This is a genomic window from Sphingomonas sp. Root720, from assembly GCF_001428605.1.
In the GTDB taxonomy this organism is placed as follows: Bacteria; Pseudomonadota; Alphaproteobacteria; order Sphingomonadales; family Sphingomonadaceae; genus Rhizorhabdus.
The window spans coordinates 248,265-267,856 of the sequence record NZ_LMID01000012.1 but is presented as its reverse complement, the minus strand read 5'-3'; the positions used below and the strand labels follow the sequence as shown (position 1 = coordinate 267,856).

The window sequence follows — 19,592 nt, the reverse complement described above, 5'->3', positions numbered from 1 at the left end:
GAGGCGGGTCGATGGCGGATGGGGGGACGATGACATGAGCGAACGCAAACGGGCGATCCTGCCGATGCGGCCGCGCGATCCGGCCGAGCCGCACCGCGCCGCGACCCCGCTCGAACTGCTGTTCGACCTCGTCACGGTGATCGCGATCGCCACCGCGGCCGAGGGCCTCCACCATGCGATCGCCGAGGCGCATGCGGGGCAGGGCGTGCTGCGTTTCGCGCTCGCCTTCTTCTCGATCTGGTGGGCCTGGATGAACTTCACCTGGTTCGCGTCGGCCTATGACAATGACGACGTCGTCTTCAGGCTGCTGACGATGGTGATCATGGCCGGATCGCTGGCGCTGGCCGCCGGGGTCGACGCCTTGTTCCGGTCGCTCGACATCGATCTGGTGGTCGGCGGCTATGTGGTGATGCGCCTCGCCATGGCGCTTCTGTGGCTACGCGCCGCCGGGGCGGATCGGGCCCGGCGAACGACCAACCTGCGCTATGCGGGCGGCATCCTCGTCGTTCAGCTCTACTGGGTGGGGCTCGTCGCGATCGGTTCGCCCGGTTCGACCGCGTTCGTGCCGCTGATGCTGCTCGGCTTCCTGTTCGAGTTGGCCGTGCCCGCCTTCGCCGAGCGTAGCGTCACGACCCCCTGGCACCGCCATCATATCGTCGAACGCTATGGCCTGCTGACCCTGATCGTGCTCGGCGAGATCCTGCTCGGCGCTTCGCTCGCGCTCCAGGCGGCCGCGCGCGAGGGGTTCGACGCCCGGCTCGTCCATGTCGCGCTGGCGGCGCTGGCGATCACCTTCGCGATGTGGTGGCTCTATTTCTGCGAGGAAGAACAGCTGCAGGGATCGGGGCTCCGCCGCGCGCTGCTATGGGGGTACGGCCATCTGCCGATCTTCGCGGCGGGGGCCGCGGTCGGCGCGGGCTTCGCGGTGCTGGTCGACATCGTCGCCGGCCATGCCCATGTGCCGCTGCGCACCGGCGACCTCGCGGTGGCGATCCCGCTCGCGCTCTACATGGGCGGCATCTGGTTCGTGCGCGACCGCTTCGTCCTCGGCGGCGGCGCCGGTCTGGTCCTGCCGCTCTTCGCGCTCGCGATCCTGGTCCTGCCCTTCGTCTTTCCCGCGCTGGAGGCGATCGCCGCGCTCGCGGTGCTGGCCGCCATCGTCCGCGCCTGGGCCGGCCACCGGCGGACCGCGCGAGGTTGATCCGCCCGCGCCCGGGCCTTCCCCGAGCGGCCCAGTGGAAAATCGGCGCGCGATCGACTATGGGACGGCGATGAATCACCCGCAGCCGCTCACCATGCCGATTCCCGGCCATATCGATCCTGTGCCCGTTCCGCGCGACCTGAAGCCGCGGGTCGACGGCCGCATCGACCTGCTCGGCCTGTCGCGCGACGACCTGCGGATGGCGCTCGAGACCGCCCAGCTTGAACCTCGCCAGGCCAAGCTGCGCGCCAAGCAGCTGTGGCACTGGATCTACAATCGCGGCGCCACCGACTTCGCGGTGATGACCGACATCGCCAAGGACATGCGCGTCTGGCTCGAACAGCGCTTCGCCGTGTCGCGGCCGTCGGTGGTCGAGGCGCAGGTCTCGACCGACGGCACCCGCAAATGGCTGCTCCGCTCGGACGCCAATGACGGGCAGGGGAGCCAGGATTACGAGATGGTGTTCATCCCCGACGCCGACCGGGGCACCCTCTGCGTCTCCAGCCAGGTCGGCTGCACCCTCAACTGCCGCTTCTGCTACACCGGCACGATGCGGCTGGTCCGCAACCTGACCCCGGGCGAGATCGTCGGGCAGGTGATGCTGGCGCGCGACGCGCTCGGCGAATGGCCGTCGCAGCCCGAGGGCCGGATGCTCACCAACATCGTGATGATGGGGATGGGCGAGCCGCTCTATAATTTCGACAATGTCCGCGACGCGCTCAAGCTGGTCATGGACGGCGACGGCCTCGCGCTGTCGAAGCGGCGGATCACGCTGTCGACCTCGGGCGTGGTGCCGATGATGGCGCGCGCCGGCGAGGAGATCGGGGTCAACCTGGCGGTGTCGCTCCACGCGGTGACCAAGGCGGTGCGCGACGAGATCGTTCCGCTCAACCGCAAATATGGGCTGGAGGAGCTGCTCCAGGCCTGCGCCGACTATCCGGGCGCCAACAATGCGCGGCGCATCACCTTCGAATATGTCATGCTCAAGGACAAGAACGACAGCGACGACGACGCGCGCGAGCTGGTCCGGCTGATCAAGAAGTACAAGCTGCCCGCCAAGGTGAACCTGATCCCGTTCAATCCCTGGCCCGGCTCCGACTATCAATGTTCGGACCGCGACCGGATCGCCCGCTTCTCCGACATCGTGTTCAAGGGCGGCATCTCCGCCCCGGTGCGGACCCCGCGCGGGCGCGACATCATGGCCGCCTGCGGCCAGCTCAAGTCGGCGTCGGAGAAGAAGAGCCGCGCCGAGCTTGACCGTCTCGCGGCCGAGAAGCAGGCGGCCCTGGGCTGATGTCGGGGGATCGTTTCGAGCGGCATCGCCAGCCCTGGACCCAGGACGAGATCCAGAAGCTGCATCTGCTGGCCAAGAAGGGCATGGCGCTCAAGGCCATCGCCAAGGCGCTCAAGCGCAGCGAGGAATCGACCAAGGACCGCGCCAAGGCCGACGGGCTGAACATCGCCAAGCTGCGCTGAGGGCAGGATCGGTGGCACACCCCCGCCCGGAGCGGCGGGATCAGCGCGGTTACGCGGCGGCCTTCGAAATATTCCCTCCGTTTAACCGTTAAATTTTCGCCACATGACCCCTTGCATCGTTTCGCGGGCAGCGGTTGAATAGGTTCCGGAGACCCTGACCTATGTCGCTATTCGACCGCTTCGCCGGCCACCTGTTCAAACGCGGTGAAATGACCATCATCATGGCGGACGGCTCGGTCCGCCGCTACGGCACCCCCGATCCCGCGATCAAACCCGTCACCATCCGTTTCGTCGACAAGGGCGTCACCGCCTTCATCGCCCGCAACCCGCATCTCCATGCGGCCGAGGCGTTCATGGAGGGCCGGCTGACGATCGAGCAGGGCGACATCCGCGACCTCGTCGACCTCGTCCGCTCCAACGGCAAGTGGGAGGAGGGCAGGGTCACCCTGCGCGGCACCCTGCGCAGCCTGGTCCGGGACCGGCTGCGCGCGCAGATCCAGAGCATCAACTGGGCAAGCCGTTCCAAGGCGAACGTCGCGCATCATTACGACCTGAGCGACCGGCTCTACGATCTCTTCCTCGATGCCGACCGCCAATATAGCTGCGCCTATTTCACCGATCCCGACAACGATCTCGAACAGGCGCAGGCCGACAAGAAGGCGCATATCGCCGCCAAGCTCCACCTGAAGCCGGGCCAGCGGGTGCTCGACATCGGCTGCGGCTGGGGCGGCATGGCGCTCTACCTGAACCGCGTCGCGGGCGTCGACGTGCTCGGCATCACCCTGTCCGAGGAGCAACTGAAGGTCGCGCGCGCCCGCGCCGAGGCGGCGGGCGTGTCCGACCGGGTCAAGTTCGAGCTCGTCGACTATCGCGCGCTCGAGGGCCGGTTCGACCGGATCGTCTCGGTCGGCATGTTCGAGCATGTCGGCGTGCCCCAGTACGAGACCTTCTTCATGAAGTGCCGCGAGCTGCTGGCCGACGACGGGGTGATGCTGCTCCACACGATCGGACGGCTCGGCGGGCCGGGCAAGACCGACGCCTTCACCCTCAAATATATCTTCCCCGGCGGCTACAACCCCGCGCTGTCGGAGATCGTCGCGGCCAGCGAGCCGGCCAGGATGATCGTCGCCGACGTCGAGACGCTCCGCCTCCATTACGGGATGACGCTCGACCGCTGGTACGACCGCACGGTGGCGGCGAAGGAGGCGATCGTCGATCTCTACGACGAGCGCTTCTTCCGGATGTGGACCTTCTATCTCGCAGGCGCGCGGGCGGCCTTCTACCACGGCAATCTGTGTAACTATCAGGTCCAGTATGTCCGCGATCGCCGGGCGCTGCCGATCACCCGTTCCTATATGGCGGAAAAGGAAGCGGCGCTGCCGCGCTGACCGGCGGGGCCTGCTAGGCTGCTCTCGAACAGGGGAGAGAGCCGATGGCGGAAGGTGCCTGGAAGAGGATTCTCGGCGAATGCTTCGTGGGCGACGAACTCGCCGAATGGAAGGCGGCCAAGCAGAGGCTGGGCCCGGCGTTCGACCATGACGGCCATGCCGCCGCCTGGGTCGACTATAACGCCCGGGTGCAGGCCGCGCTGCCGCTCGACCCCGACTCGGACGAGACCCGCGCGATCGTCGCCGAGTGGGACGCGCTGTGCGCCGACTATATGCGGGTCGCCGATCCGGCGATGAAGGCGGGGTCGACGCCGCTCTGGGCCTTCCCGATGCGGCTCGACGATCCCGAGCTGTTCAAGCAGGGCTGAAATAGCCGCTCTCCCGCGAAGGCGGGAGAGGGCGCTGCCCCTGCCGCGATGTCCGGGTCGGCAGATGTTTCCATCTGCCGCGAAATCGCTCTACGCCGAGAAGCCGCCGTCGATCGTCTGCAGCGATCCGGTGATCATCGCGCCCGACGTGCTGGCCAGGAAGGCGGCATAGTCGGCGATCTCGCCGGCATGGACATGGCGCTTGATCGCCATGAAGCCGTGCATCGTGTCCGCCATCGGGCCAGTCGCCGGGTTCATGTCGGTGTCGGTCGGCCCCGGCTGGATAGCATTGACGGTGATGCCGCGCGCGCCGAAGTCGCGGGCGAGGCCACGGACCATGCCCTGGGTCGCCGCCTTGGTCATCGCATAGGCCGCGCCGCCTTCGAACGGGATGCGGTCGCCATTGGTCGACCCGATGATCAGGATGCGGCCATTGTCGGGCATCGTCCGCGCCGCCTCGACCGCCGCATGATAGGGCGCGCGGACGTTGACGTCGATCATCGCGTCGATCGCGTCGGGGTCGAGCGTCAGCGGATCGCCCATCGCCAGCGTGCCGGCATTGACCAGCAGCACGTCGATCGGGCCCTCGGCCGCCACCGCTGCGATCAGGGCGTCGCGGTCGGCGCTGTCGACCCGGACCGCCCTGGCGCTGGTCTCTTCGGCCAGCGCGGCGGCGGCATCGACCGATCCGGCATAGCTGAAGACGACGCTGTCGCCGGCGCCTGCGAACCTGCGGACGAGCGCGGCGCCGATGCCCCGGCTACCGCCCAGCACGACCACCTTACGGGAAGCGATATTCGACATGGGATGTTCCTTTCAATTTCTATAGTGATCGCTATATAAATATCGAATCGCCGATGCAAGAGGTTTTTATAGTGGCCGATATAAAAAAACCGCAAGGCCGTGGCCGGCCGCGCGGCTTCGACCCGGAAGCCGCCATCGCGACCGCCCAGGCGCTGTTCCAGGAGAAGGGCTATGACGGCGTCGGCGTCGCCGATATCGGCCGCGCGCTCGGCATCACGCCCCCGAGCTTCTACAATGCCTTCGGCAGCAAGGCGGCGCTCTTCGACAAGGTGCTCGACCGCTATGCGGGGAGCTTCGGCCGTTTCGTTCCCGAAGCGCTGGAGGGGGGCGGCGGCGTCGCCGAGGCGATCGAGCGGGTGCTGCACGACGCGGCGCGCCTCTATGCGCGCAAGGACGGGATCGCCGGCTGCCTGGTGATCGACGGCGCGCGGGGCAGCGGCGACCCCGAGGCGGTGGCGCTGACCCGGCGCAAGATGGAGGAAAGCCAGTCCGCGATCGCGGCGCACATCGCCCGCGAGGCGCCCGACCGCGCCGACCGGCTGGCGGCGACCGTCACGACCGCGCTCAAGGGGCTGTCGGCCGCGGCGCGCGACGGCGCGACCGCCGACGAACTGCGCGCCTTCGCCGAGATGGCGGCGGCGGGATTTCGCGCCCAGCTCGGGCGCCCATAGCAAAACCCTCTCCCGCGCAAGCGGGAGAGGGAAAAGGTTGGCAGAGGGATGGAGATCAGCCCTGCGAGGGCTTGGCCGCCTCGCGGCGCTCCTTCCACTTGGCGCGCATCGCCTCATGGGCGGCGGTGCGCTCCTCGGGGCTGATCGTCCCGTCCTTGTTGGTGTCGACCCGGTCGAACATCGCCAGCGGCGCGGCCTGCGCCTCGGCGAGGCTGACCTTGCCGTCCTTGTTCGCGTCGGCGCGATCGAACCAGTGGCCCATCATCGCCATGCCGCCGCCATGGTGCATCCGGCCCCAGCCGGGACGGCCATGCTTGCCGTCGCGGCCGGGCCGGCCGGCTTCCTTGCCGGCGCGCGGCGGCGGCGGAGCGAGATATTCGTCCTTCGACAGCGAGCCATTGCCGTCCTTGTCGAGCATCGCGAAGCGCTCGCCCTTGCGCTCCTGGCGCTTCTCGGCAAACGCCTCGCGCATCTTGGCGCGGGCGGCGTCGGCCTCGGCCTTGGTGACGAAGCCGTCGCCATTGGCGTCGGCCCGCTTGAAACGCTCGGCGACCTTCGCCTGCACCTCGGCGCGGGTCTGGGGCGGCGGCGGGCCGTCGCCGCGTGGTCCGGGGGCGGCGATCGCGGCACCGGCGAGCAGGGCGGCCAGCGCGGCGCCGGCGATCAGGGGAGACTTCTTCATCGGGGCATCCTCCGTAAGCGTAGATGGGGTGGGCGGACCGGTCACAACAGGAAAGGGCCGGTCCGCCCTGAGATGCGGTCTAGGGGCCGAATCTTGCCCCCATAGTTCGATGCTGAAATTGTTGTGTCGGCGTTGAAATATAAGGGCGGATCGCTGCCCCGTTCCTGAACCGGCGTTCAGGCGTCCTCCCCAAATCGTCATGCCGAGGGGAGCTTGGCGCCTCAGTCCGCCGCGGACAGGCCCTTCCGGAACAGGGTCAGCTTCTCCATCGCCGCCTGGCGCTCCTGGTCGTCGAGGATGCCGTCATGGTCCGCGTCGGCTGCGTCGAAGGCGGCGCGGCCGACCGCCTGGACCTCGGCGAGCGAGAGCCGCTGGTCGCCGTCCCGATCGGCCAGGCGATAGGCCATGTCGACCATTCCGGCCGTGCTCAGCGGGCCGTTCTCGTTGAGCGACAGGCGCGGGGTGCCGTCGGGGGCGACGTCCATCGTGAAGGGTTCCAGCTCGCGCTTCGCGGTCAGCAGCGACCGGGCATAGCCCAGCGCCTCGCCCGCCTCGCCCCGGTCGATGCGCTGGTCCCGGTTGCGGTCGGCACCCGCGAAATACTGGGCGAGCGCGCTGCTCAGCCCCTCGCTGGTCATCGGCAGCTCCTGGGCCGCCGCCGGCGCGGCGGCCGTCAGTATCGCGATCATGGCACCGAGACGCATTTCATTCTCCCGCGTTGCAGCCGTTTCGCCATCTTGTGCCGCTATCAGCTTGAACGGCGGCCTAACGCATGGCAAGGCGCCGCCGCGCCCGGACGACGGGGCGGACGGAGACAGAGATGAGCGATGTGAAGCGGGTGGTGCTGGCGTTCTCGGGCGGGCTCGACACGAGCGTGATCCTGAAATGGCTGCAGCAGACCTACCAGTGCGAGGTCGTGACCTTCACCGCCGACCTCGGCCAGGGCGAGGAGCTCGAGCCCGCCCGCGCCAAGGCGAAGCTGATGGGCGTGCCCGACAAGCACATCTTCATCGACGATCTCCGCGAGGAGTTCGTGAAGGACTATGTCTTCCCGATGATGCGCTCCAACGCGCTCTACGAGGGGCTCTACCTGCTCGGCACCTCGATCGCCCGGCCGCTGATCGCCAAGCGCCAGATCGAGATCGCACGTCAGGTCGGCGCCGACGCGGTCAGCCATGGCGCGACCGGCAAGGGCAACGACCAGGTCCGCTTCGAGCTCGGCTATTACGGCCTCGCCCCCGACATCCGCGTGATCGCCCCGTGGCGCGAATGGGACCTGACCAGCCGCACCGCGCTGATCGCCTTCGCCGAGCAGCACCAGATCCCGGTGCCCAAGGACAAGCGCGGCGAATCGCCCTTCTCGACCGACGCGAACATGCTCCACACCTCGTCCGAGGGTAAGGTGCTCGAGGATCCGTGGGAGGAGGTGCCCGACTATGTCTATTCGCGCACCGTCAATCCGGAGGACGCGCCCGACCAGCCCGAGATCATCACCATCGACTTCGAGCGCGGCGACGGCGTCGCGATCAACGGCGAGGGGATGAGCCCCGCGACGCTGCTCGAGACGCTCAACGACTATGGCCGCAGGCACGGCATCGGCCGGCTCGACCTGGTCGAGAACCGCTTCGTCGGCATGAAGTCGCGCGGCATGTACGAGACCCCGGGCGGCACCATCTACCACCTCGCCCATCGCGGCATCGAGCAGATCACCCTCGATCGCGGCGCCGCGCATCTCAAGGACGAGCTGGCCCCGCGCTATGCCGAGCTGATCTACAATGGCTTCTGGTTCAGCCCCGAGCGCGAGATGCTCCAGGCCGCGATCGACCACAGCCAGGAGAAGGTGACCGGCACCGTCCGGCTCAAGCTCTACAAGGGTGGGGTCCATGTGGTCGGCCGCAAGTCGCCCAACACGCTCTATTCCGAGAAGGTCGTCACCTTCGAGGACGACGCCGGCGCCTACGACCAGCGCGACGCGGCGGGCTTCATCAAGCTCAACGCGCTGCGGTTGCGCCTGCTCGGCCGCCGCGACGGGCGCTGATTCGACGTCGCCCCTGTCGTCAGGCCAGCGCAGGCGGGATCCTTGCGTAAGGGCCCCGTCTCCAGTGCCTTAATCGTCATCCCAGCGAAGGCTGGGATCCCCTTGCCTTTCCACGCCGCCGGGACAAAGACGAGGAAGAAGGGAGATCCCGGCTTTCGCCGGGATGACGGCAAGGGGACGGCGTTTACGCAAAGGTCCCGCGCGGCTGGCATCTCATAGGATTAGCGCGCGCGACCCTCTGCTGAGACCCCAGCCTTCGCTGGGGTGACGGGCACGGGGGCGTCGTCGCGCCGCAGCCCGACGATGTCGATCGCGCCGTCCTTGAAGCGCCCGACCTCGACCCGGCCCTGCGACAGCTCCTCGAGGAAGACGTCGCCCTTGTCATAGGCCCAGGGGCCGAGGCGCAGCAGCCAGATGGTCGGCACGGCGCGGGTCGCGGGCGCGCGGGCGATCGCGCGCAGCTGCACCCGGTCGAGCGAGGGGACGCCGCGCGAGCCGCTGACATACCAGCTCCCCGGCGGCGGGTTCAGGCTCGGCACCTCGGTCGGGATCGGGCGGCTCGGCATCGCCAGGCCATGGTCGCGCACCGCGCGGTCGAAGGGCAGCGCCCCCTCGTTGGGATAGGCGAACACCACGTCCCCGGGACCGAAGCGCGGCGCGAGCCATTCGACGGCGCGGTACCAGTCGCGCTGCAGATGGCCGAAGCGCGCCTCGACGTCGATGACCGCCTGTCCGACCAGCACCCAGACCAGCGCGGCGGCGGGCAGCAGCCGGACGAAGCCCCGCCGGTCTTCGCCGGCCGGAGTCCAGCCGATTCCCAGCCCCATCAGCAGCAGCGCCGGGATGGCGAGCGCGGTCATCGTGCGGATGATGAAGACCGGGGTGACATAGTGGGACACGACCAGCGACACGCCGACCGGCAGCAGCGCCAGGATCAGCAGCGCGGCGAGCAGGCGGCGCTGCCGCGCGCGCCACAGCAGGGCGCCGCCGAACACCGCCAGGATCGCGGCGGCGGCGCGGATGTCGTCGTGCGGGCCGGTGAACATGTAGGTCGCTCGCCGCCACAGGTCGACGGTGGAGAATTTCAGCCAGGTCGCCTTCACCCATTCGGGCGCCTGGTCGAGCAGGATGAACAGCGCGGGCAGCCACAGCGCGATCGCCAGCAGATGGCCGCCGGCGAACCAGAGCCAGTCGGCGCGGTCCATCGTCCGCACCCGCACGACGCAGAGCAGCGCAAGGCCCATCGCCCCGGCGTAGAGCGGCCCGAGATTGTGGAGCCACAGCATCGCCAGCCCGCAGCCGAGCCAGGCGGCGAAGGCGCGACCCGCGAGCGGCAGCCCGGCCGCGCGCCGCTCGGCGATCGCCAGCAGGGCCAGGGTCGCGCCGGCATAGGCGAGGATCATCAGCGGATAGGGCCGGATCTCGCGCGTCATCCAGATCAGCACCGGCGAGGCCGCGACCAGCGCCGCGACGGCGAGCGCGATCCGGGGGGCCGCCGAGGCGGCGTCGACCCCGGCGATTCGCGCCAGCCGCCGCGCCGCCAGCGCCGCGACCAGCAGCGTCGCCATCCCGCACAGCACGCCGAGCAGCCGGTGCGCGACCAGCCCGTCGCCCGCGACCAGCGTCCAGGCGCGCAGCAGCGAATAATAGAAGGGCGGATGCGTCTCGTAGCGGGGAACCACGTTCCACAGGAAATCCCAGCCCTTCGCCGCGGCATAGGCGCTGTAGCCCTCGTCGAGCCACATCGGCTCGGCCCAGATGTTCCAGACGCGCGTCCACAGCGCGAAGCCGGCGATCAGGGCGACGGCAAGGACCAGGGCGGGGCGGGGGAGCTTGAAGGCGGTCATCGGCCGCCGCTTATGCCAGACCACGCCCCGCGCGCCAGTGCCGCCGGACGAGGCGGCGGACGATGATCGCCGACAGGCTTCATCCCGTCGCGTCTTTCCAGTAAGACCATCGTCCGATGGCACTCTCCTTTATCGGCTCAAAGCCCTTCTTCGACGACAAGAATCGCGCCTTCTGGGTACTCCAGTCGGCGGGATGGAGCGGCTATTTCGTGCTGCGCGCGCTGGGCGGCCTCGCCAACAACATGGGCCTGCTGTTCGTCGTGCCCACCGCGCTGACCACCGCGACCGGCTATTCGCTGACCCTGCTGATGGCCTCGGCCTTCCGCCGGCTGATCAAGCTCAAGCCGATCGTCACCTGGACCGTGTCGATCCTGATCCTGGTCCTCGCCGCGGGCGTCTTCTCCTCGATCGAGACCTGGGCGCACGCCACCTTCTACCGGCCGCAGGAGATGCCCAAGGGCATCCAGTTCTTCGGCGCGATCCTGCTCGATCTCGCGCTGCTCGCGGCCTGGTCCTCGCTCTATTACGGCATCAACTTCTACCTGCTGCTCGAACAGCAGTCGGACCGGGTCGAACGGCTGGAAAGCCAGGCCAGCTCGGCGCAGCTGGCGATGCTGCGCTACCAGCTCAACCCCCATTTCCTGTTCAACACGCTCAACTCGATCTCGACCCTGGTGCTGCTGAAGGAGACCCAGCGCGCCAATGCGATGCTGTCGCGCCTGTCGTCCTTCCTGCGCTACACGCTGGCCAACGAGCCCGAGGGCACGGTCAGCCTCGCCCAGGAGATCGAGACGCTGAAGCTCTATCTCGATATCGAGAAGATGCGCTTCGAGGACCGCCTGCGCGCCGACTTCGACGTCGACCCGGCCGCGTCGGAGGGGCGGCTGCCCTCGCTGCTGCTCCAGCCGCTGGTCGAGAATTCGATCAAATATGCGGTCACGCCGCTGGAGCAGGGCGCCGACATCTTCGTCGCGGCGCGGCTGTCGGGGATGGAACCGGACCGGCGCCTGATCATTACGGTCACGGACACCGGGCCGGGGTTGACCGATGGAGTGACGCGCCCCACCTACTCCACAGGCGTCGGTCTGGCGAATATTCGCGACAGGCTGGCGCAGGCTTATGGAACGGACCAGCGATTTGAGGTCCAGACTGACCGTCAGGAAGGTTTCGGAGTCGTCATCGACATCCCCTTCCAGACCGCGAAACAGCGCAAGGACAATGCATGACGATCCGAACCATTCTCGTCGATGACGAGCCGCTCGCCATTCAGGGCCTGAGGCTGAGGCTGGCGCCGCACGAGGATGTCGAAATCATCGAGACCTGCCTGAACGGCCGCGAGGCGATCCGGGCGATCAAGACCCACAAGCCCGACCTCGTCTTCCTCGATATCCAGATGCCGGGTTTCGACGGCTTCTCGGTGATCCAGGGGCTGATGGAGGTCGAGCCGCCGCTGTTCGTCTTCGTGACCGCTTATGAGGACCATGCGATCCGGGCATTCCAGGCGCAGGCGCTCGACTATCTGCTCAAGCCGGTCGACGAGCAGCGGCTGGCCGACACGCTCGACCGGGTGCGCCAGCGCCTCGCCGAGAAGAAAGGGGTCGAGGAGGTCGGCCGGCTCAAGGAGGTGCTGGCCGAGGTCGCGCCCGACGCCGCCGACAACTATGTCGAGGGCGACGACGCGCCCGCGTCGAATCGCTTCGAGAAGATGATCAACATCAAGGATCGCGGCCAGATCTTCCGCGTCGACGTCGACACGATCGAGCGGATCGACGCCGCCGGCGACTATATGTGCATCTACACCGGCGACAACACGCTGATCCTGCGCGAGACGATGAAGGACCTCGAGAAGCGCCTCGATCCGCGCCGCTTCCAGCGCGTCCACCGCTCGACGATCGTCAACCTCGACCTCGTCCGCCAGGTCAAGCCGCACACCAACGGCGAATGCTTCCTCGTGCTCGACTCGGGCGCGCAGGTGAAGGTCAGCCGCTCCTATCGCGAGGTCGTCGCCCGCTTCGTTCATTGATAATTCCTCCCCTGCGATGCAGGGGAGGGGGACCGCCCGAGGTGGTGGAGGGGGCGACGCCGCACACGGCGCTTCGCGCCGCCGCTCCGCCGCTGCGCGGTCCCCCTCCCCATATCGGGGAGGAATGAGAGGGGAAGCCATGACCATCCGTCCGCGCCGCAGCGCGCTCTACATGCCCGCATCGAACGTCCGTGCGATCGAGAAGGCGCGCTCGCTGCCATGCGACGTCGTCGTCTTCGATCTCGAGGATGCGGTGGCGCCCGAGGCGAAGGCCGAGGCGCGCGCCAATGCGGTGGCGGCGGTGCGCGCGGGCGGCTTCGGCGACCGCGAGCTGGTGATCCGGGTCAACGCCTTCGGCACGCCCTGGGCCGAGGATGATCTGGCCGCGGCCGCCACGTCGGGCGCCGACGCGATCCTCGCCCCCAAGGTCGGCGATGCCGAGACGGTCCTGCGCTACCACCGGGCGATCGCGGCGGCGCCGGCCACGACCGGTTTCTGGGCGATGGTCGAGACGACCCGCGCGATCTTCCGGCTCGAGGCGATCGCCGAGGCGATGGCGGCCCGGCCGGCCGGGGGGGCGTTCGTGCTCGGCACCAACGACCTCGCCAAGGAGATGGGCGCGCGGCTCACGGTCGAGCGGACCCCCTTCCTCGGCATGATGGCGATGGCGGTCGCGGCGGCGAAGGGCCATGGCCTTGCCATCCTCGACGGGGTCTACAACGCCTTCGACGACGAAGCGGGGCTGGTGCGGCAATGTTCCGAGGCGCGGGGCTACGGCTTCGACGGCAAGACGCTGATTCACCCGCGCCAGATCGAGCCGGCCAATCGCGCCTTCGGCCCCGATGCCGCGGAGATCGCCTGGGCGCGTGCCGCGGTCGAGGGCTTCGCCGCGCCCGAAAATGCCGGCAAGGGGGCGATCAGCGTCGGCGGCGAGATGGTCGAACGGCTGCACCTCGATCAGGCGAGGGCAATCCTGGCGATGGCGGACGATCGCCCAAGCTAAGCGGCGCGCGGGCTGGCGTAAAGCTCGTAAATGTTCGCCTTTTCGCTGTTTTATGCCGATGATAGACTGTTCCCGACAAGGCTCGCACCTGAAAGAACAAGAGGGGACTACGCAGACGCGCGCCCAAGACCTGATGCCGCGCGGCTGGCCGCGCATGGCTGCGGATCGCCGGACCCTGGGTTTCATGGCGCTGTTCGCGGCCATCATCGTCGTGGCGATCGTCAAGGCCGCCTATCTGCACCCGCCGTTCGGCCGGGCCGACACGATCCAGATCGCCCTGTTGATCGTCGCGGGCGTCGCCTCGGCCGGCGCCATGATGTGGTCGTGGCGCGCACATGTCGCCGAACAGGGCCTGATCGAACGGCGCGACCTGGTCGACGCGGTCGACCTCGCCGCGGTGATGGTGGTCGACGAGGAGGGAACGATCCGTCACTGGTCGCGCGGCTGCGAGGAGCTTTACGGCTGGCCCGCCGCGGCGGCGGTCGGCCGCAAGCGCATCGACCTGCTCGGCACCCAGATGCCGGTGTCGATGGAGGAGCTGTGGCGACAGCTCCGGGCGGCCGGGCGGCTGAGCGTCGAACTGGTCGAGCGGCATCGCGACGGCCACGAGCTGATCGTCCACGACCATGCCAAGCTGGTCCAGAACGGCACCCGCCGCCATTCGGCGGTGGTCGCCGTCACCGACGTCACCGAGTGGCGCCGGGCGGAGGAGGCGCTGCGGCTGAGCGAGGCGCGGCTCGCCACCTCGGTCGCGGTGCAGGGCATCTTCATCTACGAATATGACCTGGTCGCCGGCCAGCCGATCTGGACGACCAGCGGCGACATCTTCTTCGGCCTCGGCGGCAACGAGGCCGGGACCGGCCCGCGCTACTGGAGCGAGGCGCTCGACAGCCAGGTCCGCGAGGTCGTCGAGGCGGCGGTGGCGAACGGCCAGGACCGCGCCCATTTCGATTTCGACTTCCGCCACCCCGACGGCGCCGCGCGTCGCGCCGAGGGCTGGGCGCGCATCATTCGCAGCCGCGACGGCCGGCCGGTCCGCCTGTTGGGCACCCATCTCGACGTCACCGAGCGGCGCGAGCGCGAGCAGGAGCTGCGCGCGGGCGAGGCCGAGCGGCAGGCGATCCTGGCGACCGTTCCCGACGCGATGTTCGTCTGCGACGCGCGCGGCCATGTCCGCGCCTGCAGCGCCACCGCCTGCCAGCTGCTCGGCTATAGCGAGGGCGAGCTGATCGGCGTCGCGCTCAGCGATCTGGTCGAAAACCGGCGCGGCCCCGCGGCGATGCGCCGCGATCTCGCCCGGGCGCGCAAGCTGGGCCCTGGCGGGCAGTGGCCGGTGCCGGTCAACGTGCGGCGCGCCGACGGCGAACATGTGCCGATCTCCTTCGTGCTGGGCGACGCCTTCGTCGAGGGCACGCGCATGTATGTCGTGTTCGGCCGCGACATGCGCCCGACGATCGCGACCGAGGAGCGCTTCCACCGCCTCAACAACGATCTGGCCCAGGTTTCCCGCCTCGGCATGATGGGCGAGATGGCGGGCGCGCTCGCGCATGAGCTGAGCCAGCCGCTGTCGGCGATCGTCAACTTCCTGGGCGCGGTCGACCTGATGCTCGACAGCGGCGACGGCACCGATGTCGCCCGCCTGCGCCAGGCGCTGCAGCGGGCCAGCGAACAGGCGTCGCGCGCGGGCGAGATCATCCGCCGGCTGCGCGCCTTCATCCTGCGCGGCGAAGCCGACATGCGCGCCGAGCCGTTGACCAGCCTGGTGCGCGAGGCGGCGGCGCTGGCGCTGTTCAACAGCAGCAGCTTCGGCATCCGCCTCTTCTACGATTTCGAGAATGAGGGCAGGATCGTGCTGGGCGACCGGATCCAGATCCAGCAAGTGCTGGTCAACCTCATCCGCAACGCCGCCGACGCGATGACCACGCAGGGCAACGGGCGGCGCGAGCTGCTGATTTCAACGAAGATGGCGAGAGATAATTTGATCGAGCTCATGGTGAAGGATTCGGGGCCGGGGATAGCGCCGGAGATTCTCGAGCGGCTGTTCAGCCCCTTTGCCACCACCAAGCGCGAGGGGCTCGGTTTCGGCCTGGCGATCTCGCGGCGGATCATCGAGGCGCATGGCGGCCAGCTGTCGGCCGCCTCGGCGCAGGACGGCGGTGCGATTTTCCGCTTCACCCTGCCGGTGATGGAAGAGGAGGCGGCGCGATGAACCCGAGGCATATCTACATCGTCGACGACGACGACGCGCTCCGCCAGTCGGTCGAGGTGCTGCTCGACGTCGCGGGGGGCTTCGTCACCCGCGCCTTCGCGTCGGGCGAGTCCTTTCTCGACGAGGTCCCGTCGATGGAGGCGGGCTGCGTGCTGCTCGATCTCAACATGCCGGGCCTCAACGGGCTCGAGGTGCTCCATCGGCTGCGCAAGCTCGACAACCGCTTCGAGACGATCCTGCTGACGGGGCAGGGCGATATCGGCGTCGCGGTCGAGGCGATGAAGTCGGGGGCGATCGACTTCATCGAGAAGCCCTATGACAACCGCATGCTGCTCAACGCGCTCGACAACGGCTTCGACCGTATCGAGGACCGCGAGAAGGAAGCGAGCGCGATCCAGTCGGCGCGCGACGGCATCGACCGGCTGACGCCGCGCGAACGCGACGTGCTGCTCGGCCTGATCGACGGCAAGGCCAACAAGATCATCGCCTATGAGCTCGACATCAGCCCGCGCACCGTCGAGATCTATCGCGCCAACCTGATGGACAAGCTGCGCGTGCGCAGCGTTGCCGAGGCGGTTCGCATCGCCTTCGCGGCAGGGCTGGTGCCGGTCTTCCCGCGCTGAGGCGCGCCGCTCATTCGTCACCCCGGCGCAGGCTGGGGTCTCCGGAGGGGAGGGGAAGGGCATGCGGCAAGGGCCTCACGAGACCCCAGCCTGCGCCGGGGTGACGGATTAGAGGGGCGGTCGGAACGGGTGCGGCGCGGCACGGTTTGACCCGTAACGCGCGCCGGGGATATTCAGGGACATGAGCAGCAGCACGACCCGGTCCGAGCCCCATTCCGATCCCGGCCCCAAGCCCTTCGCCGTCCTCGTCACCGGGGGCGCCGGCTATATCGGCAGCCACGCCGTCCTCGCGCTGCTCGATGCCGGCTGGCGGGTCTCGGTGATCGACAATCTCGTCACCGGCTTCCGCTGGGCGGTCGATCCGCGCGCGCGCTTCCACGAGGGGGACATCGCCGACGAGGCGCTGGTCGCGCGCATCCTGGCGGAGGACGGGATCGGTGCGATCCTGCATTTCGCGGGATCGGTGGTCGTCCCCGAATCGGTCGAGAACCCGCTCAAATATTATCGCAACAACACCGCCAACAGCCGCTCGCTGATCGAAAGCGCGGTGAAGGGCGGGGTGCGCCACTTCATCTTCTCCTCGACCGCGGCGACCTACGGCATCCCCGACGCGATCCCGGTGCGCGAGGACATGCCGACCGTGCCGATCAACCCCTATGGCATGTCGAAGCTGATGACCGAGGCGATGCTGGGGGACGTCGCCGCCGCGCATCCGATGAACTATTGCGCGCTGCGCTACTTCAACGTCGCCGGCGCCGACCCCGAAGGGCGCACCGGCCAGTCGACCGCGGGGGCCACCCACCTGATCAAGGTCGCGGTCGAGGCCGCGCTCGGCAAGCGGACCGAAGTGGCGGTGTTCGGCACCGACTATGCGACCCCCGACGGCACCGGGGTGCGCGACTATATCCATGTCAGCGATCTCGCCGACGCGCATCTCCACGCGCTCGACACGCTGGTCGCCCGGCCCGGCGACAGCCATGTGATGAACTGCGGCTATGGTCGCGGCTTCTCGGTGCTCGAGGTGCTCGACTCGGTCGACCGCATCGCCGGCACCACCGTCCCCCGCCGGATGGAACCGCGCCGCGCCGGCGATCCCGACGCGCTGATCGCCGACAATGCCCGCATCCTGGCGACCACGCCGTGGCGGCCGAGGCTGGCGGACCTCGACACGATCGTGGCGCACGCGCTGGGGTGGGAACGGGGACTGGCGGAGCGGGGCTAAACCCCTTCTAGAATTCCGCGTCGAGTTCCTCGACCTCTTCGGGCTCCGCCAGCGCCGCCCTGGTCCATTCCCGCATCAGCGGCCAGTCGGTGATCGTCTTCACATAGGCGCCGCAGACCGGGTCGAGCGGGATGGCGTAGGTGACGAAGCGGGTCGCGACCGGGGCGAACATCGCGTCGGCGACGCCCGGCTTCGCGCCGAACAGCCAGGGGCCGCCATAGCGCTCGAGGCAATCGCGCCAGATCGCCTGGACCCGTTCGATGTCGGACTTGGCGCCCGTGAACAGGCGGAAGCTGTCGTGCCGCGCCTTGAGGTTCATCGGCAGCGCCGAGCGCAGGTTGTAGAAGCCCGAATGAATCTCCCCCGACACCGACCGGCAATGCGCGCGGGCGAGCTTGTCGGCGGGATAGAGGCCGGCTTCGGGAAAGGTCTCGGCGAGATATTCGGCGATCGCCAGCGTGTCCCACACGCTCGCGCCCTCATGGGTCAGCCGGGGGACCAGCACCGACGGCGACAGCAGCAGCAGCTCGGCGCGCTGCCCGGGCGAGTCGATCGACACCATCTCCTCGCCGACGTCGAGGCCGGCCAGCTTGCAAAGAAGCCATCCGCGCAGCGACCAGGACGAATAGTTGCGGCTCGAAATGGTCAGGACGGCTCGCGGCATCTGCATCCCCCTTGTCCAGGGAACATGCATCGAATGTGCGGGGGCGTCAAAATTTTATGGCGCGGTGCAGCATAAAAGGCTGGATGCGATCGCATGGGCGGTCTAGCCTCCCGCCGGGGGTATAGGTCGCGATGCTGTATCAGCTTTTCCAGACGATGACCGACCTGGCCGAACCCGGCCGGCAATTCGCGGCCGCGGGGCTGCGGGCCCGGCCTTTCCTCGGCGCCTTCGGGCAGCAGCCCATCGCCAGCAGCCTGTTCGCCGCGCTCGACATGGCGGTGCATACCCGGCTCGGCGCCGAACGCCCCGATTATGCGATCGACAGCGTCATCTCCGGCAATATGGAGGTGGCGGTCCGCGAGGAGGTGGTGGCCGCGACGCCGTTCGGCGACCTGCTCCACTTCGCCAAGGAGGAGGGCGGCCTTCCCCAGCCCAAGCTGCTGCTCGTGGCGCCGATCTCGGGCCATTTCGCCACGCTGCTCCGCAATACGGTGCAGGTGCTGCTGCGCGATCACGACGTCTACATCACCGACTGGAAGAACGCCCGCGACGTGCCTCCGTCGGCGGGGGCGTTCGGCTTCGACGACTATGTCGATCACCTCGTCCATTTCATGGCGGAGATCGGGCCGGCAGCCCATATGGTCGCGGTGTGCCAGCCCTGCGTGCCCGCGCTGGCGGCGGTGGCGCTGATGTCGAAGGACGGCCATCCCGCGACGCCGCTCAGCCTCACCCTGATGGGCGGGCCGGTCGACGTGCGGGCCAATCCGACCACGGTCAACGACCTCGCCAACCAGCACGACTATCAGTGGTTCGCCGACAATCTGATCCACACCGTGCCGGGGCGCTATGCCGGGGGCGGTCGCAAGGTCTATCCCGGCTTTCTCCAGCTCACCGCCTTCATGGCGATGAACGCCGGCCGCCATTTCGACCAGCACCGCGCGCTCTACCAGCACCTCGCCGACGGCGAGGTCGAGGAGGCCCGGCCGATCCGCGACTTCTACGACGAATATTTCGCGGTGCTCGACCTGACCGCCGAATTCTACCTCGAGACGATCGACCGCGTGTTCCAGCGCGCGCTGCTCGCCAGGGGCGAGCTCGACTATCGCGGCCAGCGGATCGACTGCGGCCTGATCCGGCGCACCGCGCTGCTGACCGTCGAGGGCGAGCGCGACGATATCTGCGCGGTCGGCCAGACCGCGGCGGCGCATGAGCTGTGCACGGGCCTGCGCCCGCATATGAAGCGCCATTATCTCCAGGCCGGGGTCGGCCATTATGGCGTGTTCAGCGGCCGGAAATGGGAAAACCAGATCTACCCGCAGGTGCGCAGCTTCATCCTCGGGGCCTGCTGAGGCGGCTGTCCCTCCCCACCCTGG

At 68.6% G+C, this 19,592-nt stretch carries 19 protein-coding genes; 14 read left to right on the top strand and 5 right to left on the bottom strand.

Annotated elements, in window-relative coordinates:
• Nucleotides 1-34: 34 nt before the first annotated feature.
• The 5 genes from ASE22_RS16315 (at nucleotide 35) to ASE22_RS16295 (ending at nucleotide 4,433) form a co-directional block, all read left to right on the top strand.
• Nucleotides 35-1,201, top strand: coding sequence for a low temperature requirement protein A (locus ASE22_RS16315; RefSeq protein ID WP_056361915.1), 1,167 nt, complete (start codon nucleotides 35-37; stop codon nucleotides 1,199-1,201).
• Between the two features lie 70 nt (nucleotides 1,202-1,271).
• Nucleotides 1,272-2,495, top strand: coding sequence for a 23S rRNA (adenine(2503)-C(2))-methyltransferase RlmN (gene rlmN / locus ASE22_RS16310; RefSeq protein WP_056362508.1), 1,224 nt, complete (start codon nucleotides 1,272-1,274; stop codon nucleotides 2,493-2,495).
• Nucleotides 2,495-2,677 (top strand): hypothetical protein, encoded by a 183-nt coding sequence (locus ASE22_RS16305; protein WP_056361913.1) that lies wholly within the window; start codon nucleotides 2,495-2,497, stop codon nucleotides 2,675-2,677. Before rlmN ends, ASE22_RS16305 begins: the two co-directional genes overlap by 1 nt.
• A 161-nt stretch (nucleotides 2,678-2,838) precedes the next feature.
• A complete protein-coding gene (locus tag ASE22_RS16300; protein ID WP_056361910.1) occupies nucleotides 2,839-4,065 on the top strand; it encodes an SAM-dependent methyltransferase in 1,227 nt (408 codons plus the stop codon).
• A 44-nt stretch (nucleotides 4,066-4,109) separates the two neighbouring features.
• Complete coding sequence (locus ASE22_RS16295) at nucleotides 4,110-4,433, top strand: hypothetical protein (RefSeq protein ID WP_056361907.1); 324 nt, start codon at nucleotides 4,110-4,112, stop codon at nucleotides 4,431-4,433.
• A gap of 90 nt (nucleotides 4,434-4,523) precedes the next feature.
• Here ASE22_RS16295 and bdcA read toward each other — a convergent pair whose 3' ends face one another.
• Nucleotides 4,524-5,237, bottom strand: coding sequence for an SDR family oxidoreductase (bdcA, locus tag ASE22_RS16290; protein ID WP_056361904.1), 714 nt, complete (start codon nucleotides 5,235-5,237; stop codon nucleotides 4,524-4,526).
• Between the two features lie 71 nt (nucleotides 5,238-5,308).
• Here bdcA and ASE22_RS16285 point away from each other — a divergent pair, with 71 nt between their 5' ends.
• The gene (locus ASE22_RS16285; protein ID WP_156397169.1) at nucleotides 5,309-5,908 is read left to right on the top strand and encodes a TetR/AcrR family transcriptional regulator; all 600 of its coding nucleotides are present in this window, start codon (nucleotides 5,309-5,311) and stop codon (nucleotides 5,906-5,908) included.
• A gap of 55 nt (nucleotides 5,909-5,963) precedes the next feature.
• On the opposite strand, the gene ASE22_RS16280 is transcribed toward ASE22_RS16285, so the two are convergent.
• Complete coding sequence (locus tag ASE22_RS16280; protein WP_056361897.1) at nucleotides 5,964-6,590, bottom strand: EF-hand domain-containing protein; 627 nt, start codon at nucleotides 6,588-6,590, stop codon at nucleotides 5,964-5,966.
• 221 nt (nucleotides 6,591-6,811) lie between these two features.
• Nucleotides 6,812-7,294: a hypothetical protein gene (locus ASE22_RS16275; RefSeq protein ID WP_056361893.1), complete on the bottom strand. Its 483-nt coding sequence runs from the start codon at nucleotides 7,292-7,294 to the stop codon at nucleotides 6,812-6,814.
• A gap of 116 nt (nucleotides 7,295-7,410) precedes the next feature.
• On the opposite strand from ASE22_RS16275, the gene ASE22_RS16270 reads away from it, so the two are divergent.
• A complete protein-coding gene (locus tag ASE22_RS16270) occupies nucleotides 7,411-8,628 on the top strand; it encodes an argininosuccinate synthase (protein WP_056362505.1) in 1,218 nt (405 codons plus the stop codon).
• Between the two features lie 221 nt (nucleotides 8,629-8,849).
• Here the strand turns inward: ASE22_RS16270 and ASE22_RS16265 are convergent, their stop codons facing one another.
• Nucleotides 8,850-10,475, bottom strand: a complete 1,626-nt coding sequence (locus tag ASE22_RS16265; protein ID WP_056362503.1) for a glycosyltransferase family 39 protein — start codon at nucleotides 10,473-10,475, stop codon at nucleotides 8,850-8,852.
• Nucleotides 10,476-10,591: 116 nt separating this feature from the next.
• Between ASE22_RS16265 and ASE22_RS16260 the strand changes: the two genes are divergently transcribed.
• From ASE22_RS16260 to galE, 6 genes are all read left to right on the top strand, one after another.
• On the top strand, nucleotides 10,592-11,701 hold the full coding sequence (locus ASE22_RS16260) for a sensor histidine kinase (protein ID WP_056361891.1): 1,110 nt from the start codon (nucleotides 10,592-10,594) through the stop codon (nucleotides 11,699-11,701).
• Complete coding sequence (locus tag ASE22_RS16255) at nucleotides 11,698-12,498, top strand: LytR/AlgR family response regulator transcription factor (RefSeq protein WP_056361889.1); 801 nt, start codon at nucleotides 11,698-11,700, stop codon at nucleotides 12,496-12,498. The genes ASE22_RS16260 and ASE22_RS16255 overlap by 4 nt, the downstream gene beginning before the upstream one ends.
• Nucleotides 12,499-12,514: 16 nt before the next feature.
• Nucleotides 12,515-13,501: an HpcH/HpaI aldolase/citrate lyase family protein gene (locus tag ASE22_RS16250; RefSeq protein WP_082545349.1), complete on the top strand. Its 987-nt coding sequence runs from the start codon at nucleotides 12,515-12,517 to the stop codon at nucleotides 13,499-13,501.
• Between the two features lie 154 nt (nucleotides 13,502-13,655).
• Nucleotides 13,656-15,710: a PAS domain S-box protein gene (locus tag ASE22_RS16245; RefSeq protein WP_235536443.1), complete on the top strand. Its 2,055-nt coding sequence runs from the start codon at nucleotides 13,656-13,658 to the stop codon at nucleotides 15,708-15,710.
• Entirely contained in the window at nucleotides 15,707-16,333 is a 627-nt protein-coding gene (locus ASE22_RS16240) for a response regulator transcription factor (RefSeq protein ID WP_056361886.1), read from the top strand. Before ASE22_RS16245 ends, ASE22_RS16240 begins: the two co-directional genes overlap by 4 nt.
• Nucleotides 16,334-16,514: 181 nt before the next feature.
• Nucleotides 16,515-17,555, top strand: coding sequence for a UDP-glucose 4-epimerase GalE (gene galE, locus ASE22_RS16235; protein WP_056361883.1), 1,041 nt, complete (start codon nucleotides 16,515-16,517; stop codon nucleotides 17,553-17,555).
• Nucleotides 17,556-17,562: 7 nt separating this feature from the next.
• Here the strand turns inward: galE and ASE22_RS16230 are convergent, their stop codons facing one another.
• On the bottom strand, nucleotides 17,563-18,219 hold the full coding sequence (locus ASE22_RS16230; RefSeq protein WP_056362499.1) for a glutathione S-transferase: 657 nt from the start codon (nucleotides 18,217-18,219) through the stop codon (nucleotides 17,563-17,565).
• A 131-nt stretch (nucleotides 18,220-18,350) separates the two neighbouring features.
• Here ASE22_RS16230 and ASE22_RS16225 point away from each other — a divergent pair, with 131 nt between their 5' ends.
• On the top strand, nucleotides 18,351-19,568 hold the full coding sequence (locus tag ASE22_RS16225) for a polyhydroxyalkanoate depolymerase (protein ID WP_056361882.1): 1,218 nt from the start codon (nucleotides 18,351-18,353) through the stop codon (nucleotides 19,566-19,568).
• The last annotated feature ends 24 nt before the right edge of the window (nucleotides 19,569-19,592 follow it).